The organism is Lignipirellula cremea (assembly GCF_056501455.1).
On record NZ_CM151415.1, the window covers coordinates 3,027,171 to 3,047,401 of the forward strand.

General features: G+C 65.1%; 19 protein-coding genes and 1 tRNA gene. 10 read left to right on the forward strand and 10 right to left on the reverse strand.

Annotation, left to right across the window (positions count from 1 at the left end; all coding sequences use genetic code 11):
- Window positions 1–97 precede the first annotated feature (97 nt).
- Window positions 98–319, forward strand: a complete 222-nt coding sequence (locus tag SH602x_RS11870; RefSeq protein WP_479468238.1) for a CDGSH iron-sulfur domain-containing protein — start codon at window positions 98–100, stop codon at window positions 317–319.
- 46 nt (window positions 320–365) lie between these two features.
- Window positions 366–1,802 carry an FAD-binding oxidoreductase gene (locus SH602x_RS11875; RefSeq protein WP_479476990.1) on the forward strand — a complete coding sequence of 479 codons (1,437 nt, stop codon included), beginning with the start codon at window positions 366–368 and terminating at the stop codon, window positions 1,800–1,802.
- A 75-nt stretch (window positions 1,803–1,877) separates the two neighbouring features.
- Here the strand turns inward: SH602x_RS11875 and SH602x_RS11880 are convergent, their stop codons facing one another.
- Both SH602x_RS11880 and SH602x_RS11885 read right to left on the reverse strand, forming a co-directional pair.
- The gene (locus SH602x_RS11880; protein WP_479472661.1) at window positions 1,878–3,245 is read right to left on the reverse strand and encodes a transposase; all 1,368 of its coding nucleotides are present in this window, start codon (window positions 3,243–3,245) and stop codon (window positions 1,878–1,880) included.
- Between the two features lie 191 nt (window positions 3,246–3,436).
- Window positions 3,437–4,015 carry a peroxiredoxin family protein gene (locus SH602x_RS11885; RefSeq protein WP_479476991.1) on the reverse strand — a complete coding sequence of 193 codons (579 nt, stop codon included), beginning with the start codon at window positions 4,013–4,015 and terminating at the stop codon, window positions 3,437–3,439.
- 269 nt (window positions 4,016–4,284) lie between these two features.
- On the opposite strand from SH602x_RS11885, the gene SH602x_RS11890 reads away from it, so the two are divergent.
- Together SH602x_RS11890 and SH602x_RS11895 are read left to right on the forward strand one after the other, a co-directional pair.
- A complete protein-coding gene (locus tag SH602x_RS11890) occupies window positions 4,285–5,925 on the forward strand; it encodes a PulJ/GspJ family protein (protein ID WP_479476992.1) in 1,641 nt (546 codons plus the stop codon).
- A 12-nt stretch (window positions 5,926–5,937) separates the two neighbouring features.
- Complete coding sequence (locus tag SH602x_RS11895; RefSeq protein ID WP_479476993.1) at window positions 5,938–6,399, forward strand: hypothetical protein; 462 nt, start codon at window positions 5,938–5,940, stop codon at window positions 6,397–6,399.
- Between the two features lie 137 nt (window positions 6,400–6,536).
- Here SH602x_RS11895 and SH602x_RS11900 read toward each other — a convergent pair whose 3' ends face one another.
- The 3 genes from SH602x_RS11900 to SH602x_RS11910 form a co-directional block, all read right to left on the reverse strand.
- On the reverse strand, window positions 6,537–6,848 hold the full coding sequence (locus SH602x_RS11900; protein ID WP_479476994.1) for a hypothetical protein: 312 nt from the start codon (window positions 6,846–6,848) through the stop codon (window positions 6,537–6,539).
- A gap of 346 nt (window positions 6,849–7,194) precedes the next feature.
- Complete coding sequence (locus SH602x_RS11905; protein ID WP_479476995.1) at window positions 7,195–7,656, reverse strand: hypothetical protein; 462 nt, start codon at window positions 7,654–7,656, stop codon at window positions 7,195–7,197.
- 54 nt (window positions 7,657–7,710) lie between these two features.
- A complete protein-coding gene (locus SH602x_RS11910; RefSeq protein ID WP_479476996.1) occupies window positions 7,711–9,507 on the reverse strand; it encodes an ABC-F family ATP-binding cassette domain-containing protein in 1,797 nt (598 codons plus the stop codon).
- 490 nt (window positions 9,508–9,997) lie between these two features.
- Here SH602x_RS11910 and SH602x_RS11915 point away from each other — a divergent pair, with 490 nt between their 5' ends.
- Both SH602x_RS11915 and SH602x_RS11920 read left to right on the forward strand, forming a co-directional pair.
- Window positions 9,998–11,362 (forward strand): Gfo/Idh/MocA family protein, encoded by a 1,365-nt coding sequence (locus SH602x_RS11915; protein WP_479476997.1) that lies wholly within the window; start codon window positions 9,998–10,000, stop codon window positions 11,360–11,362.
- A gap of 288 nt (window positions 11,363–11,650) precedes the next feature.
- Entirely contained in the window at window positions 11,651–12,496 is an 846-nt protein-coding gene (locus tag SH602x_RS11920) for a transposase (RefSeq protein ID WP_479474298.1), read from the forward strand.
- Between the two features lie 235 nt (window positions 12,497–12,731).
- On the opposite strand, the gene SH602x_RS11925 is transcribed toward SH602x_RS11920, so the two are convergent.
- The 3 genes from SH602x_RS11925 to SH602x_RS11935 all read right to left on the reverse strand — a co-directional run bounded on the left by SH602x_RS11925 (window position 12,732) and on the right by SH602x_RS11935 (window position 14,732).
- A complete protein-coding gene (locus tag SH602x_RS11925; protein ID WP_479476998.1) occupies window positions 12,732–13,523 on the reverse strand; it encodes a tetratricopeptide repeat protein in 792 nt (263 codons plus the stop codon).
- Window positions 13,520–14,107, reverse strand: a complete 588-nt coding sequence (locus SH602x_RS11930; protein ID WP_479476999.1) for a GlcG/HbpS family heme-binding protein — start codon at window positions 14,105–14,107, stop codon at window positions 13,520–13,522. The genes SH602x_RS11925 and SH602x_RS11930 overlap by 4 nt, the downstream gene beginning before the upstream one ends.
- Before the next feature lie 193 nt (window positions 14,108–14,300).
- Window positions 14,301–14,732, reverse strand: a complete 432-nt coding sequence (locus SH602x_RS11935; RefSeq protein ID WP_479477000.1) for an RrF2 family transcriptional regulator — start codon at window positions 14,730–14,732, stop codon at window positions 14,301–14,303.
- 125 nt (window positions 14,733–14,857) lie between these two features.
- Between SH602x_RS11935 and hmpA the strand changes: the two genes are divergently transcribed.
- The 3 genes from hmpA (at window position 14,858) to SH602x_RS11950 (ending at window position 17,216) form a co-directional block, all read left to right on the forward strand.
- The gene (hmpA, locus tag SH602x_RS11940) at window positions 14,858–16,123 is read left to right on the forward strand and encodes an NO-inducible flavohemoprotein (RefSeq protein ID WP_479477001.1); all 1,266 of its coding nucleotides are present in this window, start codon (window positions 14,858–14,860) and stop codon (window positions 16,121–16,123) included.
- Window positions 16,124–16,339: 216 nt separating this feature from the next.
- Entirely contained in the window at window positions 16,340–16,708 is a 369-nt protein-coding gene (locus SH602x_RS11945) for a response regulator (protein ID WP_479477002.1), read from the forward strand.
- A gap of 43 nt (window positions 16,709–16,751) precedes the next feature.
- Window positions 16,752–17,216, forward strand: coding sequence for a chemotaxis protein CheX (locus SH602x_RS11950; protein ID WP_479477003.1), 465 nt, complete (start codon window positions 16,752–16,754; stop codon window positions 17,214–17,216).
- 165 nt (window positions 17,217–17,381) lie between these two features.
- Here the strand turns inward: SH602x_RS11950 and SH602x_RS11955 are convergent.
- Window positions 17,382–17,454, reverse strand: a tRNA-Ala gene (locus SH602x_RS11955).
- Between the two features lie 203 nt (window positions 17,455–17,657).
- Between SH602x_RS11955 and SH602x_RS11960 the strand changes: the two genes are divergently transcribed.
- Window positions 17,658–18,755, forward strand: coding sequence for a lysylphosphatidylglycerol synthase transmembrane domain-containing protein (locus SH602x_RS11960; protein WP_479477004.1), 1,098 nt, complete (start codon window positions 17,658–17,660; stop codon window positions 18,753–18,755).
- Window positions 18,756–18,878: 123 nt separating this feature from the next.
- Here SH602x_RS11960 and SH602x_RS11965 read toward each other — a convergent pair whose 3' ends face one another.
- Window positions 18,879–20,123, reverse strand: coding sequence for a DUF1501 domain-containing protein (locus tag SH602x_RS11965; protein WP_479477005.1), 1,245 nt, complete (start codon window positions 20,121–20,123; stop codon window positions 18,879–18,881).
- Between the last annotated feature and the right edge of the window lie 108 nt (window positions 20,124–20,231).

Below are 20,231 nucleotides of genomic sequence, written 5' to 3' on the forward strand. Positions count from 1 at the left end.
TTTACCGCGAACCGTAACGGCTTGAGCGCCGTTTTCGCGACGATTCAAGTCGCCGGGCACGCTACACGTGAGTGCGACACGCACTGGGGATGACGCGATGGATGGCGTGACGATTCGATTGCGGGATCATGGCCCGCTCGTGGTGGAAGGTCCCTGCCGGATCATCGATGCGGACGGCGCCGAGTACGTGATCTCCAGCGAGAAGAAGGCCGTCGCCCTCTGCCGTTGCGGTCAGTCGAAGCGGCGCCCGTTCTGCGACGGCACGCACAAGGAATGCGGCTGGTCCGCCGTCGATCGGGTCGTCCCGCCGACGCCGTGAGAGCGGCTCTCCTTTCTACGTTCTGCTCTCTCCTCGCTTCGCACCCTTGGCCGTCGCCTCCCTATCCTGGCTGCACGAACTGGCGAGGCTCTTCGGTCCGGAGCAGACGCTGATCGATCCGTCGCTGCTCGTCGTGTACGAGTGCGACGGCTTCACGCTCGAACGGAACCGGCCTGAAGCGGTCGTCTTTCCGGAATCGACCGCCGACGTCGTGCGACTGGTCGATTTCTGCCGGGAGCGGAAGATCGCCCTCGTGCCGCGCGGCGCCGGGACCAGCCTGTCGGGCGGGACGTTGCCGCTCGGCGGCGGCGTGACGGTCTGCTTCACGCGGATGAAGGCGATCGAAGAGATCCGCGTCGAGGATCGCTTCGCCCGTGTGCAGCCCGGCGTCGTGAACGTCCACCTGACCCAGGCGCTGAAGGGGACCGGGTTTCACTACGCGCCGGATCCTTCCAGCCAGGGCGCCTGCACGGTCGGCGGGAACGTCGCCACGAATTCGGGCGGCCCCCACACGCTGAAGTACGGCGTCACCGCCGATCACGTTCTGGCCGTGGAGATGGTGCTTCCCGACGGCCAGGTCGTCATGATCGGCAGTCCGACGGAGGAGGGCCCCGGCATCGACCTGCTCGGTCCGATCGTCGGCAGCGAGGGGACGCTCGGCATCGTGACGAAGATCTGGGTTCGCCTCACGCCCGATCCGGAATCGTTCCGCACGGCGATGGGGATCTTCGACCGGCTCGACGACGCGACCGAGGCCGTGACCGACGTCATCGCCGAAGGGATGCTGCCCGCGGCGCTGGAGATGATGGACCGCGGCATCATTCGCGCAGTCGAGGAGGCCTTTCATCATGGCTTCCCGCTCGACGCGGAGGCGATCCTGTTCGTCGAAGTCGACGGTCCGTCGGCCAGCCTCGACCGGCAGATGGCCCGCATCGAGGAGATCTTCCGTCGCCGGGGCGTGCGCGAGATACGCACCGCGGTCACGCCGACCGAACGGCAGAAACTCTGGAAGTGTCGCAAGCAGGCCTTCGGCGCGATCGGTCGCCTGAGCCCCAGCTTCTGCACGCAGGACGGCGTCGTTCCCCGAACGAAGCTGCCGCACATCCTGCGGTTCATCGGAGAAGCGGCTCAGCGCTTCGACGTGCGGATCGTGAACGTCTTCCACGCAGGCGACGGCAACATTCACCCGATCCTGCTGTTCGACGATCGCGACGAGTCGGCGATCGAACGGGCGCTCGCCGCCAGCGACGCCATCCTGCGGGAGTGCATCGCCTGCGGCGGCTGCGTAACGGGCGAGCACGGCATCGGCGTCGAGAAGCTGAACCTGATCGCGGCCTCCTTCACGCCGGACGACATCGACGTGATGCGTCGCCTGCGCGACGCCTTCAACCCGTACGGCTCGCTCTCGCCCGGGAAGAAACTGCCCGACCCGAACCTGCCCCACGTCGGTCGCATCCACCCCGGCCGCCGGGCAGCGCTGTAGAGCAGGGGTGCATACTGCCTCGGTTCGGCTCTTCTAGCAGTCCGTTGATTTCCCTGTTCGCGAGAGCCTGAGCGTTCAAAAGGTCGCTGAGCGTCGAGGCATCAGGAGCGGGAGCCGGACGGCGACCGAGATGCTTAAGATCGCTCGATGCGATCCGACGGCGAAATCAGCGAAGCTGGAGAGCCCAAACGCGGCGGAAAGCGCTGCTCCCAGTTCTCCGAACTGTTTCGGCTTACCGGCGCCGAGGAGTTGGCGCAGGATCCGTCCCAAGTTGTAAGCGACGGCGGCGACGAGGTAGCGCTTGCGGATCTTGGCCAGCCCGCGAAGCCAGGTTCTCCTGCCGCCGCCCGTTTCGAGCACGTGCGCGAACGTCCGCTCGACCTTCTCGCTTCGTAGACGCTGCAGCCTGCGACCGCGACGTCCGCGCGCGTTCCGGCGATTGCGACGATAGGCCGCCTGACGACTCGGCGGCTTGCGTTTTCGCTTCCGAGACTTCGCTCGCTTCGGCTGCGGAATATACGTCCGCACGTGCGTCTCGTGCTGCAGCCGGTCGAGCGACTCTTCGCTGTGATAGCCCTTGTCCGCCGCGACCTCTTCCACGTCGCAGCCCGTGCCCGCCTCGCGCAGGTTCGTTCGCGCGGCGTTCACGGTATCTTCGATCGTCCGGCAGTCGCCGGCGGTCCCTTCGTAGACTTCCGCCGCGACGATCACGTCCGTCTCCAGATCGACGGCGTGTTCGACCTTGTACTTGAGATGCGTGCGACCGTCCTTCATCTTCCCGATCCGAGCGTCGGGATCGTGCGGATTGACCCACTCGTCGTTGGAGACCTTCTTGTCCTTCCGCTTCCTGTCGAAGCGGCGCAGCTCCTCGTCGTCCGGGTCGCTTACGCCCGTTTCGGCTTCGTAGAGCTTGCGAACGTACTCCTGCCAGTCGTCGCCGTTCTCCCGGCGGACGATCGACTTCATCGAAGCGTTCGCTTCGAGATCGCTGGCGTCGACGCCGAGCGTTTTGCCCTTGAGCAGACCCTTCTCGTGGCAGAGGCCGAGAACCAGGTCGAACGCGAGCTGATGGATCTCCAGCGGCAGCCGGTTTCGCGTCAGCGTGAGCGTCGAATGGTCCGGCGTCTCCTCGCCGGGACCGAAGCCCAGGAAACGGGCCAGCGAGCGACTGTCGTCGCAGCGCCAGGCGATGCCGCGCTGGCTGTCGATCCCCTCGAAGTAACCGATGAACAGCATCCGGAAGTAGACGCCCGGCGCCAGGCTCTTTCGCCCCGTCGTTTCGTAGTACGGAGCGGCCGCCTCTTCGAGCCGTCCGTCGAATTCGATCTCGGCCAGCAGCCCGTTCAGACGGTCGTAGAAGACGTTTCGCGGACCGCTCCCCAGCTTGTCCGTCGGAACCCAGAACGTCCCCTGCGTCTCCCGCTTCCGCTTGCCCAAGCCCATCGCGATTCCTCCCCCGCGTCGAGATCACGCGAGGATAGCGCAGGCAGGGCGAAAATCAACGGGCTGCTAGGGTGGCGCTGACTCTGCCAGTGTGAAGCGAGAACCAGCCATCCATCTCGCTCGGAATGGAACGACACTGGCAGAGCCAGTGCCACCCGAAGGAGAAAGCGGAAGCTCAAGGCGCTGAACCGTCACTTCTTCATCAGCGCCTTCAGAACCTCGTCGGCGTTCGTTCTTCCGCCGTGGCCGTCGCTGATCCTGGCGAAGACGATCTTGCCGTCGGCGTCGATGACGAAGGTGGAGGGATAGGCCGTCTCGTTCGGCGCGTCCCAGCGCAGGCCGTAGGCGGCCACCATCTCGTAATCAGGATCGATCGCGAAACGGAAGTTCGCGGGGAAGGTCGTTCCCTGCACGAACTCCTGCGCATGCTCGTCGAGGTCCGCGGCCGGTCCGGGGTAGACCATCGCGACGGAAGCGCCCGCCTGCTGGAACTGCTTCGCTTTGCCCAGGAACTCGCCGACCTGTCGGGTGCAGAGCGGGCACTGATAGCCGGGCCAGCCGCGGAGCACGATCAGGACGACAGGGCCTTTCTTTCGAAGCGGGTCGAGCGAGACCTGCTCTCCCTTCAGGTTCTCGAGCGAAAACGCCGGCGCCGGATCGCCGACTTTCACGCGGGCGACTTCCTCGGAAACGGGTTCCGCGGCGACGGCCAGGCAACCGACGGAAAACAGGGCCGCGATCGCGCAGGAGGCAAGCTTCGGGAGAAACATGGTCGGATTCCGGAGGCGAACGGAAGCGTCGACCGCCAGGCGGCGGCTGTCGGGGACTCGACGGAGGGGCGGCGGGATCCTTACGCACGGAACGAAAAATCGCCGGAAGCCATGAAGAGGGGGCCAAAATCGGCGGATCGACTTGTTCGCCTCCCTTCGGCGGGGGAAGATAAGAGTGCGTCATTCTTGTCGCTTTTCATTGCGCGGTACGGCCCGGTTATCGCCGGACGACTCTGCGCCCGCGGTTCTTTTCATCCGGAGCGCGTCCTATGCGTCCCCATTCTGCTCGGTTTTCCGGCGGGTCTGCCCGACTCTCCGGCGGTCGACCCCGTACGCTCGCGCGCGGGGGCTTCACGATCACGGAGCTTCTGATCGCGGCGACGATCTCGCTGATCCTGACCTACGCCGTCGTGCAGATGTTCGACTACGTCGCGTCGGAAGCACGCTTCGGCCGAGCGTCGATCGAACTGGCCGGCCAGCTTCGTAACGCCGCCCGGCGGATCAACACCGACCTCGCCTGCGCCACGGCTCCCGTACGACCCTTCGCCGATCGTCACGGTCAGGGGTACTTCGAGTATCTAGAAGGCCCGGGTACCGACAGCATCGCGATGGTGTACGACTCCGGGGCGAACACCTATAACCCCGTCGTGCGCACTTCCGCGATCGACGGCACTTCGACGGTGCCTGTAGAGACTTCGCTGGGCGGGGACATCGACGACGTCCTGATGTTCACTGCCTACAACCCGGACGAACCCTTTCGCGGACGTTATCGTCCGTCGATCTTCGATTCGACCGCCGGGACTTGGTCGCTCGGCGCGCCGCAGGTGATCGAATCGAAGTACGCGGAAATCGCGATCTGGACGGTTCGCCTGCCGAACGGGCGGGTGAACGTCTATCGCCGGGCACTCCTGATCCGGCCCGACCTTACGCACGGGTTCTTCACGTCGCCGCAGTTCCAGTTTCCTAACACAATGACCTATCCCGCGTACGACGCGTTCACGTACCGGCTGCAGACGTTCTATCAACTGAACGATCTGTCGATTCGCTTCGACAGCACGACTGGCTTCGTAGGCAACACGCTCGCGGACCTGTCGCGGCGCGAGAACCGCTTTGCCCATCTCCGAACGAACATCCCGAACCTGTACCCGATCGATGCGGACAATCTGCAGCAACAGAACCCTGCTATCGACCGTGAACGGCTGCCCGCCTTTCCTGGATGGTTGCTGAACAGCGACCCCAACGATGGCCCCACCCCCGGGCCTGTCTGGCTTCCGCCGACCGATCTCCTGGATGAGAGTTATCTCACCGGAAATGACGTGCTGCTTTCGGAGGTTCTGGCGTTTGACGTCAAGGCCTTCGATCCGCTGGCCAGCGTGCGACTTGACGAGAACTCGTTCGCGATGACGCCCTCGGATCCTGGATACCTGGCGAGCGCGGGACCTGGCGGCGGCGCCGCGGTTTCCGTACAGACAGGCGCCTTCGTCGATCTCGGCTATGACATGACGCTGAACGTACCGCTAAGCGGCACGAATTCGACATGGTTTTCCGGGAACGGCCAGACCAAATCGAAGCTGGTAAGTCCGGCCTACTTCGCATCGGGAGCGCCGCGGTATGCCTATCGCACGTATTGCACGTGGAGTCTGTTCTACGAAATGAACGCGCGGGACGTCGACTCCAACGGGACGATCACCGTCGCCGAAGGGGACGAGAACGGCGACGGGATTCCGGACGGCGGAACGAACGGCATCGACGACAACAATAACGGCGTCGTCGATGAACTCGCCGAATGGGATACGGCGCCTCCCTATCCGTTCCCGATGCGCGGCATTCAGGTGACGCTCCGCGTGATGGAGCCGAACTCGCGACAGATCCGACAAATGTCGGTCGTGCAGAACTTCACGGGCGAGTGACGCGTCCCAGGCATGCCGACGAGCCTTCACGTCATCCGGCTCGCCGGCCTGTGGGAAATCGCGCCGCAGGCCGACGAACCGGCGCAGCATCTCGGCGTCGCGGAGAGTCGTTCGTCGCTGGCGACGGTCGCGTGGACGCGCGTGCGACTCGACCGGCTGGAGACGGAGGATCTGCCGTTCGCTCCCGGCGTCTGCCGGCGCTGCTTCAATCGACCGACGAATCTGGCCGTCGCTCAGCCCGTCTATCTTGAATGGACCGGGCTCCGCTACGCGGGAAGGATTTTCGTCAACGGTCGACTCGCGGCTGAAACTGCGGGCGGCGCCGAAACGGTGCGGCTTCGCATCGACGACCTCCTGACCGAGCGGAACGAGGTCCTGCTCCTGCCGCTCCGCCGGGAGGAAGACATCGCGAACGACAGCGCGACGCCCCTCTGGCCGTTTCGGGAATGCCGCCTGCTCATCGAAGAGCGGTGAGGCTGGGGTTACTCTCGTAGGGTGGGTCATTGACCCACCAGCGGATGATCCGTCCGCGCCTCCGATGGGCCGTCGAATCCGAGAAACGGTGGGTCAATGACCCACCCTACGAAGAAGAGGAGAACGCCCCCGTCTCTTTAGAAGTGATCCCGGTTCGCCTGTTCGCGCTCTTCGTCGCGATGCATGCGGATCTTCCAGCCTGGCTCGCGACCGCAGTCCTGGTGCACGAGCGAGACGTGCTCCCAGTCGGCGAAACTGCTTCGTAGCGCCGAAAGGGCTTCGCGGGCGAGCGTCTCGTCGGGGATGCCCGTGATCTCGATGCCGTAGGTTTCGTGCAGCGCTTCCACCGACGAGAAATCGGCGAGCCAGTAGAAGCCGGCGTCGTCGAGGATGGAGAGCGCGTCCTGCCGGCGCTCGAACAGTTCCGGGAAGAAGCGGAAGTCGTCCATGGTTTTCAAGGCTCTCGCACAACCTTCGAGAACTCGCCGACTCGCTCCGAGGCATTCGCTCGTCGAGCAGCGAGGGTCCGTCGCCTCGTCCTGAACCTGCGCGCTGCCGCCGGGGCAACTCGCCGCGATTCCGTTTCGCGTCGTCGCGTCCGCGATCGGCCCTGACCCCGATCCGGCTGGGGCCTTCGCTCGATCGACGAGTTCAGTCTACTCGACCGGAAGCCGATCGCCACCAGAACGCATTCCGCGCGCCGTCAGGAACGTTCTGCATCGGCAGGCGCGTTTTACGAAGGGCTGACGTACCCCGCTCGCCTGGAATGAGCCCTGGCGAGAATCGAAGACGCGCTCATCCGCCGCAGATCCGACAGGCTCGACCCTCGTCGGCGCCGCAATAACGTCCGTCGCCTGCGGGATCGAAGTAGCGACAGTCCGCGTTATGTCGTACGCCCGAGCGCAGGTTGAGCCAGTAAAGCGCCGGTCCGTCAGCCGCTTCGGCCGGCGCTTCGACGACGGCGCCGACGGTCGCGTCGATCGCCGGCTCCTCAAGCATCGATCGGTCGTCGTCCACGTCGGTCGTTTCGCGATCGACTGCGATCTTGTCAGACGGCGCCTCCTCGACGCGCTCGACCGGGATCTCGACGAGGGTCTCGACCGGCGCCGCCCCGCGCTCCAGGCGCCATACGCGATCTGCGGGAGAGTACCAGGGAGGCAGCGATTCCCATCCGAACGCCAGGAACACGAGCAGCCCCAGGCAGGGAGCCAGCCGCGCGGACCAGAGCCAGATCCGTTCGCCTGCCCCTGCGTTCATCGGTCGCTCCCGAACCCCTGTCACGGAGGGCTGACGCCCCCGCTCGCCGAAGAATCATTCGAAGTCGCCGAGTTCCTGCTGCAGAACGAGCCAGCGCTCCTCGGCCTCGGTAAGCTGCGCCGCGAGGGCCGCGGTCTCCGCATGCAGCTTCGTCGCCACGGCGGCGTCGCGGGTTTCGAGGTACTGTGCTTCGAGCTTTTTCCGCTCGCCGTCGAGCCGGGCGATCGTCCGTTCGACGTTCGACATCTCCTTGCGGATCTCGCGTTCGCTGCGGGCGGGAGCCTTCGCGGCGACCGCTTTCGCAGGTCCCTTCCCGGCAGCGGCAGGGACCTTCGCCAGCTTCGCGTCCCGTTCGCGTTCGCCTTCGGCGATTTCCTTCTCGACAGCGTACAGGTAAGCGTCGTAACCGCCCCGATAGTTGATGACGCCGCCGTCGCGGACCTCGATCACGCACGTGGCGATGGTCTTCACGAAGTGCCGGTCGTGGCTGGTGAAGACCACCGTTCCCTTGTATTCCTTCAGCGCTTCGGAAAGCGCTTCGATCGTATCGACGTCGAGATGGTTGCCCGGTTCGTCGAGCACCAGGACCGTGTACTTGCCGAGCAGCAGCCCGGCCAGGCAGAGTCGGGCCCGCTCGCCGCCGGAGAGGACGGCGATCTTCTTTTTCACCGCGTCGCCGCGGAAGAGCAGCGCCCCCGCCATGTCGAGCACGGCCTGATCGGTCGTGCCCCCTTCGGCCTTGTGATGCAGATAGTCGAGGACCGTGCCCGTTTCGGTCAGGCTCGTATAGACGTGCTGGGCGTAGACGCCGAGGCGGGTGGCGTAGCCCCACTTCGCTTCGCCCGCCAGCGCGGGCAAGCTGTCGACGATCGTGCGCAGGAAGGTCGTCTTGCCCTGGCCGTTATCGCCGACGATCGCCGCGCGGGAGCCATGTTCGATCTCCAGATCGACGCCGCTGGCGATCTTCCGGTCGCCGTAGCCGATCGCGAGGTCGATGCACCGCAGGACCGGGCCCTTTCGCGGCTCGACCTGCGGCGGACGGATCTTCGCCGTCGGCTCGTCCGCGGGAATGTCGAGCAGTTCCAGCTTTTCGAGCTGCTTGCTCTTCGACTTCGCCCGCGTGGCGGTGCTGGCGCGGGCCTTGTTCTTGGCGATGAACTCTTCCAGGTCGCGGCGCTTGGCCAGCGTCGTGGCGTTCACGCGGCGATCGTGCTCGATCCGCTCCTGCTGGTATTCGAGGAACGCGTCGATCGGACCGGGGAAGGTCGTGAGCTTGCCTGCGGAGAGGTCGAGCGTCTTCGTGCAGGTCGATTTCAGGAACGCCCGATCGTGCGAAACGACCATGCAGGCGCTGCGATGTTCCTTCAGAAAGTGCTCCAGCAGAATCTGCGTGCGCAGGTCGAGGAAGTTCGTCGGTTCGTCGAGCAGCAGCAGGTTCGGTTCATGCAGCAACAGCGCCGCCAGCTTCAGACGGGTCTGCCAGCCGCCGGAGAGCGACGCGACGGGGCCCTCCAGGTAGGGGCCCTTCAGTTCGAATTGCCCCGCGACTTCGCCGCACTTCCAGTCGGGCTGCCCGCTGTCCCGCATCAGGAATTCGATCGACGTCTCGCCGGGCACGAACGGATCGTGCTGGCGGAGGTAGCCCAATTGCAGGCGGGGATGGCGGACGATCTCCCCCTTATCGAGTTCCTCGTCGCCGAGCAGGATCTTGAGCAGGGTGCTCTTCCCGGCGCCGTTTCGGCCGACGAAGCCGACCTTTTCGTCGTCGGAAATCGTCGCGTCCGCCCCCTCCAGCAGGACCTGCGTCCCGTAGCTCTTGTAGGCGTTTTTGATCTGCAGCAGGACGGCCATACGGAAGAACTCTGGATCGGCGGGCAGGCGAAGCGATCGACGGTTCGGCGCGAAGGGTCGACGGAACGTCGGCGAAGGATCGACGAATCGTCGCTTTTACCTTGCAGCGTCGCATTCGAGCAAGGGCCGGTCGCGAACCGTTAACGAAGCGGGGGCCGCTGGGGAACCTTGGCGTCGGCGCTTTTCGGGTGGCGCCGGTTGTCTCAACCGGCGCGGGCGCAGCCCGTCGGAGGCCATGTAGCGCGGCCGGCACGATCGAGACATTCTCCATTCGATCAGTCCCGATGGAACCCGGCGCCATCGGTTCGACATGCTCCCGAGGCCTCCGATCCGCTTTGCGGACGCTGGTTAAGTCAACCAGCGCCACCCGGAGAGGATGCCGCTTTTTCGCGTGCGGCGGACCTCCGGGCGCGATATGCTCACACGGCCTCGCTGATCCCTCCTCCGGTCTCCTCCGATCGTCGCCCTCGACTTCGCGAAAGGTCGCCTGATGACGTCCCCTCGTCGTGATTCCCGCCGCTCGTTCCTCGGTCAATCCGCAGCCGGCGCCGCGGCGCTCTGGGCGGCGCCTTCGTGGCTTCGAGCCGCTGGGGCGAACGAACGGCTGAACCTGGCCTTCATCGGCGTCGGCGGAAGGGGCGGATCGAACCTGAACGATATCGCCCGGAACGGTCAGGAGAACGTCGTCGCGATCTGCGACGTGAACGAAAGCGCCCTGAACGCCGCGGCGCAGAAGTACCCGAACGCCCGCAAGTACACCGACTTCCGCAAGCTGCTCGACGACTCGAACGACATCGACTCGGTCGTCGTCAGCACGTGCGAACATACGCACGCCTACGCCACGCTTCCGGCGCTGGAACTGGGGAAGCACGTCTACTGCGAGAAGCCGCTGACGCACAACGTGGTCGAGGCCCGCATGGTCCGGCTGGCCGCGGAGAAGAGCAAGGTCGTCACCCAGATGGGGACGCAGATGCACGCCCAGGACAACTTCCGCCGGGTCGCGGAACTGATCCGCTCTGGCGTCATCGGCGGCGTGACCGAGATTCACGTCTGGGTCTCGCGTGCGTGGGGCCTGCAATCGCAGGAAGACGCGAAGCGCTTCGGCGACATCGTCTACGTCAGCGATCGACCGGCGGAGGCGATGACGCCGCCCGCGAATCTGAAGTGGAATCTCTGGCTCGGGCCGGCTCCCGAGCGTCCCTACCACGACGTCTATTTCCCGGGGCCGAAGTGGTACCGCTGGTGGGACTTCGGCAACGGAACGATGTCCGATCTCGGCAGCCACTGGGTCGACTATCCCTACTTCGCCTGCGAACTCGACGCGCCGAAGACGGTCGAAGCGTTCCACGACGCTCCGCCTCACGCGGAGATCGCCCCCGCGTCGCTGAAGGTCGTCTACGAGTACGGCGCCCGCGGCGACAAGCCGGCGTGCAAACTCACCTGGTACCAGGGACAGCCCAAGCCGACGATCTGGACCGACGGCAAGATTCCGCAGTGGGGCGACGGCATCCTGTTCATCGGCGACAAGGGCATGCTGCTCTCGGACTATACGAAGCACGTGCTGCTGCCCGAGGAACAGTTCGACGGCGCCAAGTTGCCCGACCCGTTCCTGCCCCGCGTCGGCGGCCAGCATCACCAGGAGTGGGTCACCGCGATCAAGACCGGCTCTCCCACGGGGAGCCCCTTCAGCTACGCCGGGATGCTGACCGAGGCCAACCACCTCGGCAACGTCGCCTTCCGCGCGGGCCAGAAACTCGAGTGGGACAGCGCCAACCTGAAGATCCCCAACGCTCCCGACGCCGAACGCTTCCTCACCCGCGAACCGCGATCCGGCTGGTCGAAGATCGGGGTGTGAGGCGACGCCTATGGCAGGCGCCCCGCCTGCCATCGCAGCGGCAGTCAGCTTTGACGACCGTTTCGTAGGGTGCGGCTCGCCGAAAGTCAGCTTCTCCTCCGGGTGCCACTGGCTCCGCCAGTGCTTTTCCGGAGGCGGATCGCTTGTGTTGGATGACCGTTCAAGCTTCGGCACTGGCGGAGCCAGTGCAACAAATTGCACGGGCCGTTTTGGATTCGTCTTGTCCGTAAATGCAGCGATCTTCCAGACTTACCTTTTCTCGTCGCCAAACGAAGAAAGGGGCAGGTCATGGAAGATCGCTTGTGGGAAATCGTCGTGCAGTTCGTGCCGGAAGACAAGTCGCCTTCGTCGTACGTCTACTCCTCGCGAGAGATCGTCGCGGTGATCCTCTGGGCCGTGCTGCACGACCGACCGATGTGCTGGGCCTGCCAGGCGGAGAACTGGCCGAGCGAACGCCGGCCCGCACGCATCCCCGACCCCAGCACGATCAGCCGGCGCTCGCGAAAGCCTGAACTCCTCGCGGCTCGCGAAGCGACCCAGGCCGCGATCGCCGAGCGTCTGGGCGAGCCGACTCCGACGGCCGCGATCGACGGGCAGCCCTTCCGCGTCAGCGACTACAGTCGCGACCGCGACGCCAAGAACGGACGGGCGTATCGCCGCTTCGGACGAGGCTACAAGCTGCATGCCGTCGTCGACGGGCGGGGCGTCGTGCTGCGACATGAAGTGCGACCTCTCAACGAACAGGAGCGAGTCGCGGCCAAGCGTCTGCTGCCTCCGCTCGCTCCGCGCGTGCGACGCGTCTTCGCCGACGGGAACTACGACAGCGGTCCGATCCACGACTGCCTGAAAGGGACCGGCATGAAGTTCTACTGTCCGCTCATCAAGAACTACGTCAGCCCCGGCGGTCACCCTCGGCGGAAGGTCGTGCATCGAATCATGAACCACCCGCTCGGCGAACGGATCCGCGTCGCCCGCGAACATATCGAGCGACAATTCGGGAGGATGACCAACCTCGGCTTCGGCCTGAAGGGCCTGCCCAACTGGGCGCGAAGGCTGCATCGAGTCGATCGCTGGATCAGCCATAAGATCTTGCTCCATCACGCTTACCTGCTCCTGCGAGCCGAAACCGCGTGATGCAATATGCTGCAGTGGCACCCGAAACTCTTCGATCAGCCTGACAGAAAGAGATAGACGGACTAGATGGGTGCGGCTCGCCGCACCTGTCGTTCTCACGACGCTCGACGATGATTCGTTCTCGGCGTCGTCGCGACGTCGGATATAGCGTCGGCGTTTCTTCAGGGTTGCGGCTCGAAACCGCTTCTTGGCAGGCGACGCCCCTGCGCCAGCCCTACGAATCACTTCGCCCGAATCACTTCGCCGCTCGCAGTTTCTGGGCGTGGACTCGCGCGACGTCGTACATGTAGCGGTTGATCGTGCGAGTCTCCGCGTGTTCGTCGGCGGCTTCGAGCAGGTACTTCCGCGCGAGGTCGTGCCGCCCCGCGGCCTCGTGGTACAGGCCGACGTAGAGCCGGGCGTAGAAGAGTCGCCCCGCGAGTTCGGCTTCGTCGGGGTCGCCCGCCCGAGCCGCTTTCAGCACGTCGTCCGGCGTCGCGTCGCCCTTGTACAGGCGATAGATCTCCATCATCGGCACGCGGCGGTCGTTCTCGATCGGCAGCAGCGACGCGCGGGCCTTCTCGATCCCTCCGCCCTTCGCCTCCTCGATACGAGCCACGCACAGATAGCGCCAGGCCGCGTTCTCCACGTCGGCGTTATGGTACGTCTGGTACAGGGCGAACTGCTCGGCGCCCCTGGCGTACTCGCCCGCATAGTAGAGCGCGATGCCGCGCTCCCACTGCCGCGACGCGGCCTGCGGCGTCAATTCGACATAGCGATCGAAGTCGGCGACCGAGCCCTGGAACTGCGCCAGTTTGAACCGCTCTCTTCCGCGGAGGTAATAGGCGGAAGCGAGCGACGCATCGAGTTCGATCGCCTTGGTCGCCGCCTTGACCGCCGCTTCGCTCTCGCCGCGATCGGCGGCAGCATGCGCTTCGCCCAGCAGATCGCGAGCCTTCGTCGCCTCGTCGGCGAACGCGGTCGTGGCGACAGCGAAACCCAAGAGCATCGCGAGCGACAGCTTCGTTCGTCTGAACGTCCCGGTCATGGATTCGGTCCTGGCAGAATGCGATTCGGCATCGGCAATGCGATCTCGGCATCGATGGCCTCCAGCAGCGCCTGAATCGCGGCTTTGGCGACTTCGGCGTCCTGTTCGCCCGTCCCGCCCCCGACGCCGACGCCGCCGATCGACTGGCCTTCGACGAGAATCGCGACGCCGCCCTTGAGCGTGGTCGCCTTCCACCCGCTCGCTGCCGCCGCGTTCTGCACGCTCAGGCTGAGGTGGGCGTCGACTTCGCCTCCGCCCGGCGGCAGCGGGCCCGACTCGGGCCGGAAGGTCGCGGCGCTCGCCGCCTTGGTCATCGCGGTGTAGGCGCTGGCCGCGGGCGCGCCGTCCATGCGGGCGAACGCGAGCGGATGGCCCCCGTCGTCGACGACGGCGATGTTGACCTTCACCCCCATCGACTCGGCCTTCGCCTTGGCCGCCGCGACGATCGTCTCGGCGCCGGCGAGGTTCAGTTCGATCCGCTCCCGCGTGATGAGCGGCGCCGGCTCGGCAGCACGAGTTGAGGGACAGAGGCCCGACGAGAGTAACGCGAAGAACGAAGCGGCGAACAGCGAAGCCTGTTTCATGATCTTCAGCGAGAGAGGCTGGAGGGAGAAGATCGGCGCGCCGAACGGCTCGTCAGGTGCGCCGGGATCATTGTGCCTTGCCTGCCGCGGCATTGCACCCGCAGCGACGCACCCGGGTCGTGAGCCGGAGAACACGGAGGGCTTGCGCCCTCCGCTCGCCTGAATCACTTGCCGACCGCTCTGCACGTCCGATTCACCCTCCGACAGTGACGTCGCACAGCGGCACGATCGGGTCGGTCGACTCGATAAGGCTCTTCAGCGTGACGGCGCGGAACGCCGCCTCGGTCGCCGCGTAGGCCTTGTCGATCTCCTTGTGCAGCGGGCAGAGCGACGTGTGGGAGGGCAGGCCGAGCGGGCAACTCCGGATCCGCTCCACCGGCGCGACGGCGTTCACCACGTCCAGGATCGTCACCTCGGCGATGTCCCGCGCCAGTTCGTAGCCGCCGCCGGGACCGGGCCGGGACTGTACCAGTCCCGCCGCCGCCAGATCCTGGAGCACCCGGTTGAGGTACGACCGGGGCGTCTGCGTCTTCTTCGCGAGCACGTCCGCGGAAGCGGGAAGTCGCGGACCCGCGGCGAGGCAGACCATCGCCCGGAGAGCGTATTCCGCCGTTTTAGAGAGCATGGGATCGGTTCAGCCCGCTGCGAATGAAAACTACACCTTGACGTCCAGGATTAATTCTATACATTGAGGTACAGATTTGACGATACTTGTCTCGTCGCGCCTTCCGTCCGTCTGGGGTCCCCTCCATGATCTCCCCCCGTTCGATCGAAATCATCCAGAGCGTCGCCCCCGCGGTCGCGGCGAACTCCGAAACGCTCACCCGTCGATTCTATCAGCGGATGTTCGCGGAGAACCCGGAGGTGCTGGCCTACTTCAATCCCGCGCACCAGCATTCCGGCGGACAGCAGCGGGCGCTGGCCGGCGCGATCGTCGCTTACTTCTCGCACATCGATAACCCGCAGATCCTCGGTCCGGCGATCGAGATCATCGCGCAGAAGCATTGCTCGCTCGGGATTCAGCCGGAGCACTACCCGATCGTCGGGAAGCACCTGCTCGCCGCCGTGAAAGATATCTTCGGCGATGCCGCGACCGACGAGGTGGTCGGCGCGATCGCGGAAGCGTACGGTTTCCTGGCCCAGATCTGCATCGATCGCGAGGCCGAGATTTACCAGCAGCAGCGCGAAGCGCGCGGCGGCTGGAACGGCTATCGACAGTTTCGCGTCGATCGCAAGGTCCGGGAGAGCGACGTCGTTACGTCGATCTATCTGAAGCCGGCCGACGGCGGCGAACTGCCGACGTTCCAGGCGGGACAGTACCTCACCGTGCGAGTCGAACATCCCGCGACGCCGACTTCGCCCCGCAATTACAGCCTTTCAGACGAGCCGGACGTCGGCCATTACCGCATCAGCGTCAAGCGAGAGTCCGGCGTCGTCGAGGGAGGTCCGGGCGGACTGATCTCCAACTACCTGCATGACGTCGCGCAGCCGGGATCGCTGCTGGAGATCGGCCCTCCGTGCGGCGAGTTTACGCTTTCGCCCGAACACCTGGGCAGCGAATCGTCCGAGGGGGGGCAGCCCCTCGTCTTTCTCGCAGGCGGCATCGGCATCACGCCCCTGCTGTCGATGGCCAAGTCGCTGGTCCGTCAGCGTTACGCGGCGCCGGTGTTGTTCGTGCAGGCGGCGAAGAACGCTCGCGTCCAGGCGTTCGCGAGCGAGTTGGAGGCCCTGCAGACGCAGGCGTCGAACTTCCAGACGCACGTCGTCTACGACGATCCGACGGACGACGATCTGGCTCAGGGCCGTTGTCGCAGCGGCGGCCGCATCGACGAGGAGTTCCTGAAGACGCATACGCCCTACGAGACGGCGGCGTACTACTTCTGCGGTCCGCCCGCCTTTATGCGGTGCATCTACGGCAGCCTGAAGAACCTCGGCGTCGACGACGACCGAATCCGTTTCGAGTTCTTCGGCCCCCGTCAGGAAATCGCTCGCCCCGCCGAAGCGGCAGTCGCCTGACGCTCGCTACGCCCCGTTCTTTCCGGCCTCGCGCCGCGAACGCTCCTTCGACCCTGCGACGCCCCTGCGCCGCAGGGTTTTTTTCGTTTTCGGCAGCCGGGCAAGTCCGCGCTTCGATCTCTGCGTCGAGATTCGACGAGGCGATCCGGCGCTCGAGCCTTCTGCGACCTACGTTTGGTCCGTATTGAATTCGTTCCCAAACCAAGGGGCATGGTTATGAGCGAGAAGGTACTGGTCGTCGACGATTCGGGTGTGATGCGGAAAATCATCATCCGTTCGCTGAACGCGGTCGGGTTCGACGACATCGTCGAAGCGGCCGACGGCGTGGAGGGATTGCGACAGTTCCAGGAGAACGCGATCTCCCTGGTGCTCACCGACTGGAACATGCCGAACAAGTCGGGCATCGAACTCACCCGCGATATCCGCGCGACCGGTTCGACCGTTCCCATCTTCATGATCACGACCGAAGGCGAACGCAGCCGGGTCGTCGAAGCCATTCAGGCAGGGGTCAACGACTACCTGCTCAAGCCGTTCACGCCGGAGCAGGTTCGCGAGAAGCTCGACAAGTACGGCACCCCCGTTTGATTCTGCCGGAAGCTTCCGCGGTTCTCGCTACAGGCGTCGTCGAATGCGTGCAGAACATTTCAATCCTTTCATCTCGGCGACGATCGAGGTCTTTCGCACGATGCTCGGCTGCGAACTGACCCGAGGCCGGCTCGGGCTCAAGAGCGACAGTTCGCCGGCGTTCGAAGTCAGCGGCATGATCGGGATCTCGGGCGGCATGCACGGCATGGTCGTCGTGAGCCTGAGTCGCGAAACGGCCATCAGGGCGACCGAAAGGATGCTGGGCGATCGACCCGAGACGCTGAACGGCGACGTGACCGACGCCGTCGGCGAGATCGCCAACATGATCGCCGGCGCCGCCAAGACGAAGTTCGGCAGCAGCGCCCTGTCGATCGGACTTCCTACCGTCGTCTGCGGCGAGAACCACCTCGTGACGTTCCCCTCGCAGTCGACGCCGATGACGCTTCCCTTCGACTCCGACCTCGGAGCGATCAGCGTCGAAATCGGCCTCGCCGAATCGGCCTGCTGAGCCGACTCGAGCGGGCCGACCAGGCCCTGTCGAGCGACGATCAGCCGTTCGCGTCGCCCTTACTGAACGTGCAAATCGCGAAGAGCCGCCGACGGTCGCTGGACCATCGACGGCTCTTCCATTTTCGCGGGACTTCACGGCGCCTCAGGCAGCCGTTTCACGGAGTGGAGGATAGGGGACTTGAACCCCTGACCTCTTGAATGCCATTCAAGCGCTCTCCCAACTGAGCTAATCCCCCGCGTTCCTTCGACTCCGGGCAAGCTGTCCAATGGACGGCTGGCGGCGAAACCGGAAGGTTCTTAAAGTTAGCAAGGCTCGCCGGGAGCGTCAACGGGATCTCTCTCCGCGACGCGAAACCTGTGCGACCGGTCGTCCAGGAGGCAGGTCGACGACCTCGCGACTTTAGAAACCAGACGCCGATCCCCCAGCTTCGGTTCGCGCTTGAAAATCCAGCGACTACGGGCGTGGGCCGTCTTTCTGGCGAAATACGCCGTTTCGTTCGGCCTGCTCGGCTACCTGGCGTGGCAGGCCTGGAGCGATGATAGCCTGCGCGACCTGCAGTCCCGATCGCTGAACTGGGCCGCGCTGCTGGCGGCGTTCACGATCGGTCTCGCCGCGATGACCCTGACGTTCGTCCGCTGGCGGATCCTGGTGACCGCTCTCGGAATCCCGTTTCGCTTGCGCGACGCGATCGCGCTGGGATTCATCGGCCACCTTTTCACGTTCTTCACCGTCGGCGTAGTCGGCGGCGATTTCGTCAAAGCCTTCTACATCGCCCAGCATCGGCCCGATCGGAAAGCCGAGGCGATCGCGACGGTAATCCTCGACCGGATGGCGGGGCTGCTGGCGCTCTTCTACGTCTCGCTGTTCGGCTACGCCTATCTGCTTCTGTTCGAGCCGGTCGACGTCGACTCGCGAGCGTTCAGGATTCTCCACTCGATCGGCCTGACGAGTTTCGTCGTCTGCGTCGTCGCGACGATCGGCATCGTGGCAGCGATCGGGACGCCGCTGCTTTCCCACCGGGCCCTGGATCGGGTCGAGCGAATTCCTCTCCTCGGCAAGACGGCTCTCGATCTTCTCGGGGCCTTGAGGACGTATCGCTCGAAGCCGGGCGTGGCGATCGCTGTGACCGCGCTGAGTCTCGCGACGCACCTCGGTTTCGCGGCGGCGGTCTGGGCGACGGCCATCGGCCTGTCGTTCGGAAACCACACGTTTCTCGAACACGTGATCGTGGTGCCGACCGCGATGCTGGCCAACAGCGTCCCGCTGCCGGCAGGACTGGGAGCGTTCGAGGCGGCGCTCGCCTACCTCTACCAGGCGTTCGGCGGAGCGGGCGTCAGCTCCCGCGAGGGGATCGTCGTCGCGTTCGCCTATCGCATCATGACGATTCTGTACGCGTTCATCGGGGTCTACTTCTATCTCGCTCGTCGCCGGCAGGTCGATAACCTGCTGCATAATGCCGAGGAGAAACGCGAGGATCTCCACCTCGATCCCGACGAGGTGGAAGAGATCGAGCGGCACGCCGCGAACGAAGCTTGAGACCGTTCGCCGGCTGATCCGGAGCGAACGGGGCGTAGAAGGCGTCCGTCCCTAACGCGAGCGACGCTTGCCGATGTTCGGCAAGCGTCGTGCGGTTTCAGGATCTTCGGGGCTCTTCTTCGGTTAGGCGAAGAGTTCCTTGATGACCTTGCCGGAGTTGGCGATCTTCATCGGGCGACCCGAGAGGCTGGTGAAGGTCGTTTCCAGGGAGATGCCGAGGGCATGGCAGACGCTGGCCATCATGTCCTGGCTGGTGTAGGGCTCGGTGACGACGCTGGTGCCGTCGGCATCGGTTTCGCCGACCGCCTGGCCCCCCTTGATGCCGCCGCCGCCGACGACGACCGACCAGGAGCGAGCCCAGTGGTCGCGACCGGCGTTGCCGTTGATGCGGGGGGTCCGTCCGAACTCGCCCATCCACATGACGACCGTGTCTTCGAGCAGACCGCGCTGGGCGAGGTCCTCGACGAGGGCGCTCATGGCCTGGTCGAGCTCGGGGAGCTTGGTGTTCTGGAGCGTGTTATGGATGCCGTTGTGCATGTCCCAGCCGCCGTTTCCGACTTCGACGAAGGGGACGCCCGTCTCGACCAGGCGGCGGGCCATCAGGCAGCCGCGCCCGAAGGCGTTGTCGCCGTAGCGTTCGAGCATGGCGGGGGCTTCCTGGGCGACCTTGAAGGCGTCCATCTGCTTGCTGGTCATGAGGTTGACCGTCTTCTGCAGGATCTTCATGTGGTCGGCGGCGGCCGATCCGCGGTTCTCCGCGATGAAGCCCTTTTCGACGAGTTCCAGGGCGGCCATGCGCTGGCTCAGGCGGTCGTTCTCCATGTTCATCTGGAGATTGCGGACCTGTCCGTTGGAGTTGACGGAGAAGGGGGCCCAGGCCATGCCGAGGAAGCCCGGTCCGACGCCTCCGCCGCCGATGGAGACGAAGGGGGGGATCTCCAGTTCGGGGCGCTGGTCGATGGTTTCGTGCGATACCACCGCGCCGTAGCTGGGATGCTCGATCGAGGGATTGGGAACGTAGCCGGTCTGCATGTAGTAGCGACCGCGGTCGTGGTCGGCTTCGCGGGTGCTCATGGAGCGGACGACGGCCATGTGCTTCATCTGCTGGGCCATCAGCGGCATGTGCTCGCTGATCTGCAGATCGCCGGTGGTGCTGATGGGGCGGAAGGGACCGCCCGTGGGCGCGCCCGGCTTGAGGTCCCAGATGTCGATCGAGGCCGGTCCGCCGCCCATCCACAGCAGGATCGCGCTCTTACGCTTCTTGGAGAGCTCGTTGGCGTTGGCCAGAACGCTCCCCCCCATCGTCAACGCCGGCACCGTCAGAGCCGAAGCCCCCGCCAGGTGCGACATGAAGTGACGACGAGACATCCCGCTAGGCGTAGTGAACATCGATTTAGGGTCCTGTTGGTCGTCTCAAAAACGCGATTCCGGAGCTGCCTGAGTCACTGCTCAGTGGCCCGCGGCTATCTCCAAACG

Bases quoted from the DNA above. Each gene is read 5' to 3' on its own strand.
- SH602x_RS11870 (WP_479468238.1), top strand. From the start codon at position 98: ATGGATGGCGTGACGATTCGATTGCGGGATCATGGCCCGCTCGTGGTG.
- SH602x_RS11895 (WP_479476993.1), top strand. From the start codon at position 5,938: ATGCCGACGAGCCTTCACGTCATCCGGCTCGCCGGCCTGTGGGAAATC.
- SH602x_RS11885 (WP_479476991.1), bottom strand. From the start codon at position 4,015: ATGTTTCTCCCGAAGCTTGCCTCCTGCGCGATCGCGGCCCTGTTTTCC.
- SH602x_RS11915 (WP_479476997.1), top strand. From the start codon at position 9,998: ATGACGTCCCCTCGTCGTGATTCCCGCCGCTCGTTCCTCGGTCAATCC.
- SH602x_RS11910 (WP_479476996.1), bottom strand. From the start codon at position 9,507: ATGGCCGTCCTGCTGCAGATCAAAAACGCCTACAAGAGCTACGGGACG.
- SH602x_RS11965 (WP_479477005.1), bottom strand. From the start codon at position 20,123: ATGTCTCGTCGTCACTTCATGTCGCACCTGGCGGGGGCTTCGGCTCTG.
- SH602x_RS11890 (WP_479476992.1), top strand. From the start codon at position 4,285: ATGCGTCCCCATTCTGCTCGGTTTTCCGGCGGGTCTGCCCGACTCTCC.
- hmpA (WP_479477001.1), top strand. From the start codon at position 14,858: ATGATCTCCCCCCGTTCGATCGAAATCATCCAGAGCGTCGCCCCCGCG.
- SH602x_RS11900 (WP_479476994.1), bottom strand. From the start codon at position 6,848: ATGGACGACTTCCGCTTCTTCCCGGAACTGTTCGAGCGCCGGCAGGAC.
- SH602x_RS11925 (WP_479476998.1), bottom strand. From the start codon at position 13,523: ATGACCGGGACGTTCAGACGAACGAAGCTGTCGCTCGCGATGCTCTTG.
- SH602x_RS11945 (WP_479477002.1), top strand. From the start codon at position 16,340: ATGAGCGAGAAGGTACTGGTCGTCGACGATTCGGGTGTGATGCGGAAA.
- SH602x_RS11920 (WP_479474298.1), top strand. From the start codon at position 11,651: ATGGAAGATCGCTTGTGGGAAATCGTCGTGCAGTTCGTGCCGGAAGAC.
- SH602x_RS11935 (WP_479477000.1), bottom strand. From the start codon at position 14,732: ATGCTCTCTAAAACGGCGGAATACGCTCTCCGGGCGATGGTCTGCCTC.
- SH602x_RS11930 (WP_479476999.1), bottom strand. From the start codon at position 14,107: ATGAAACAGGCTTCGCTGTTCGCCGCTTCGTTCTTCGCGTTACTCTCG.
- SH602x_RS11905 (WP_479476995.1), bottom strand. From the start codon at position 7,656: ATGAACGCAGGGGCAGGCGAACGGATCTGGCTCTGGTCCGCGCGGCTG.
- SH602x_RS11880 (WP_479472661.1), bottom strand. From the start codon at position 3,245: ATGGGCTTGGGCAAGCGGAAGCGGGAGACGCAGGGGACGTTCTGGGTT.
- SH602x_RS11950 (WP_479477003.1), top strand. From the start codon at position 16,752: ATGCGTGCAGAACATTTCAATCCTTTCATCTCGGCGACGATCGAGGTC.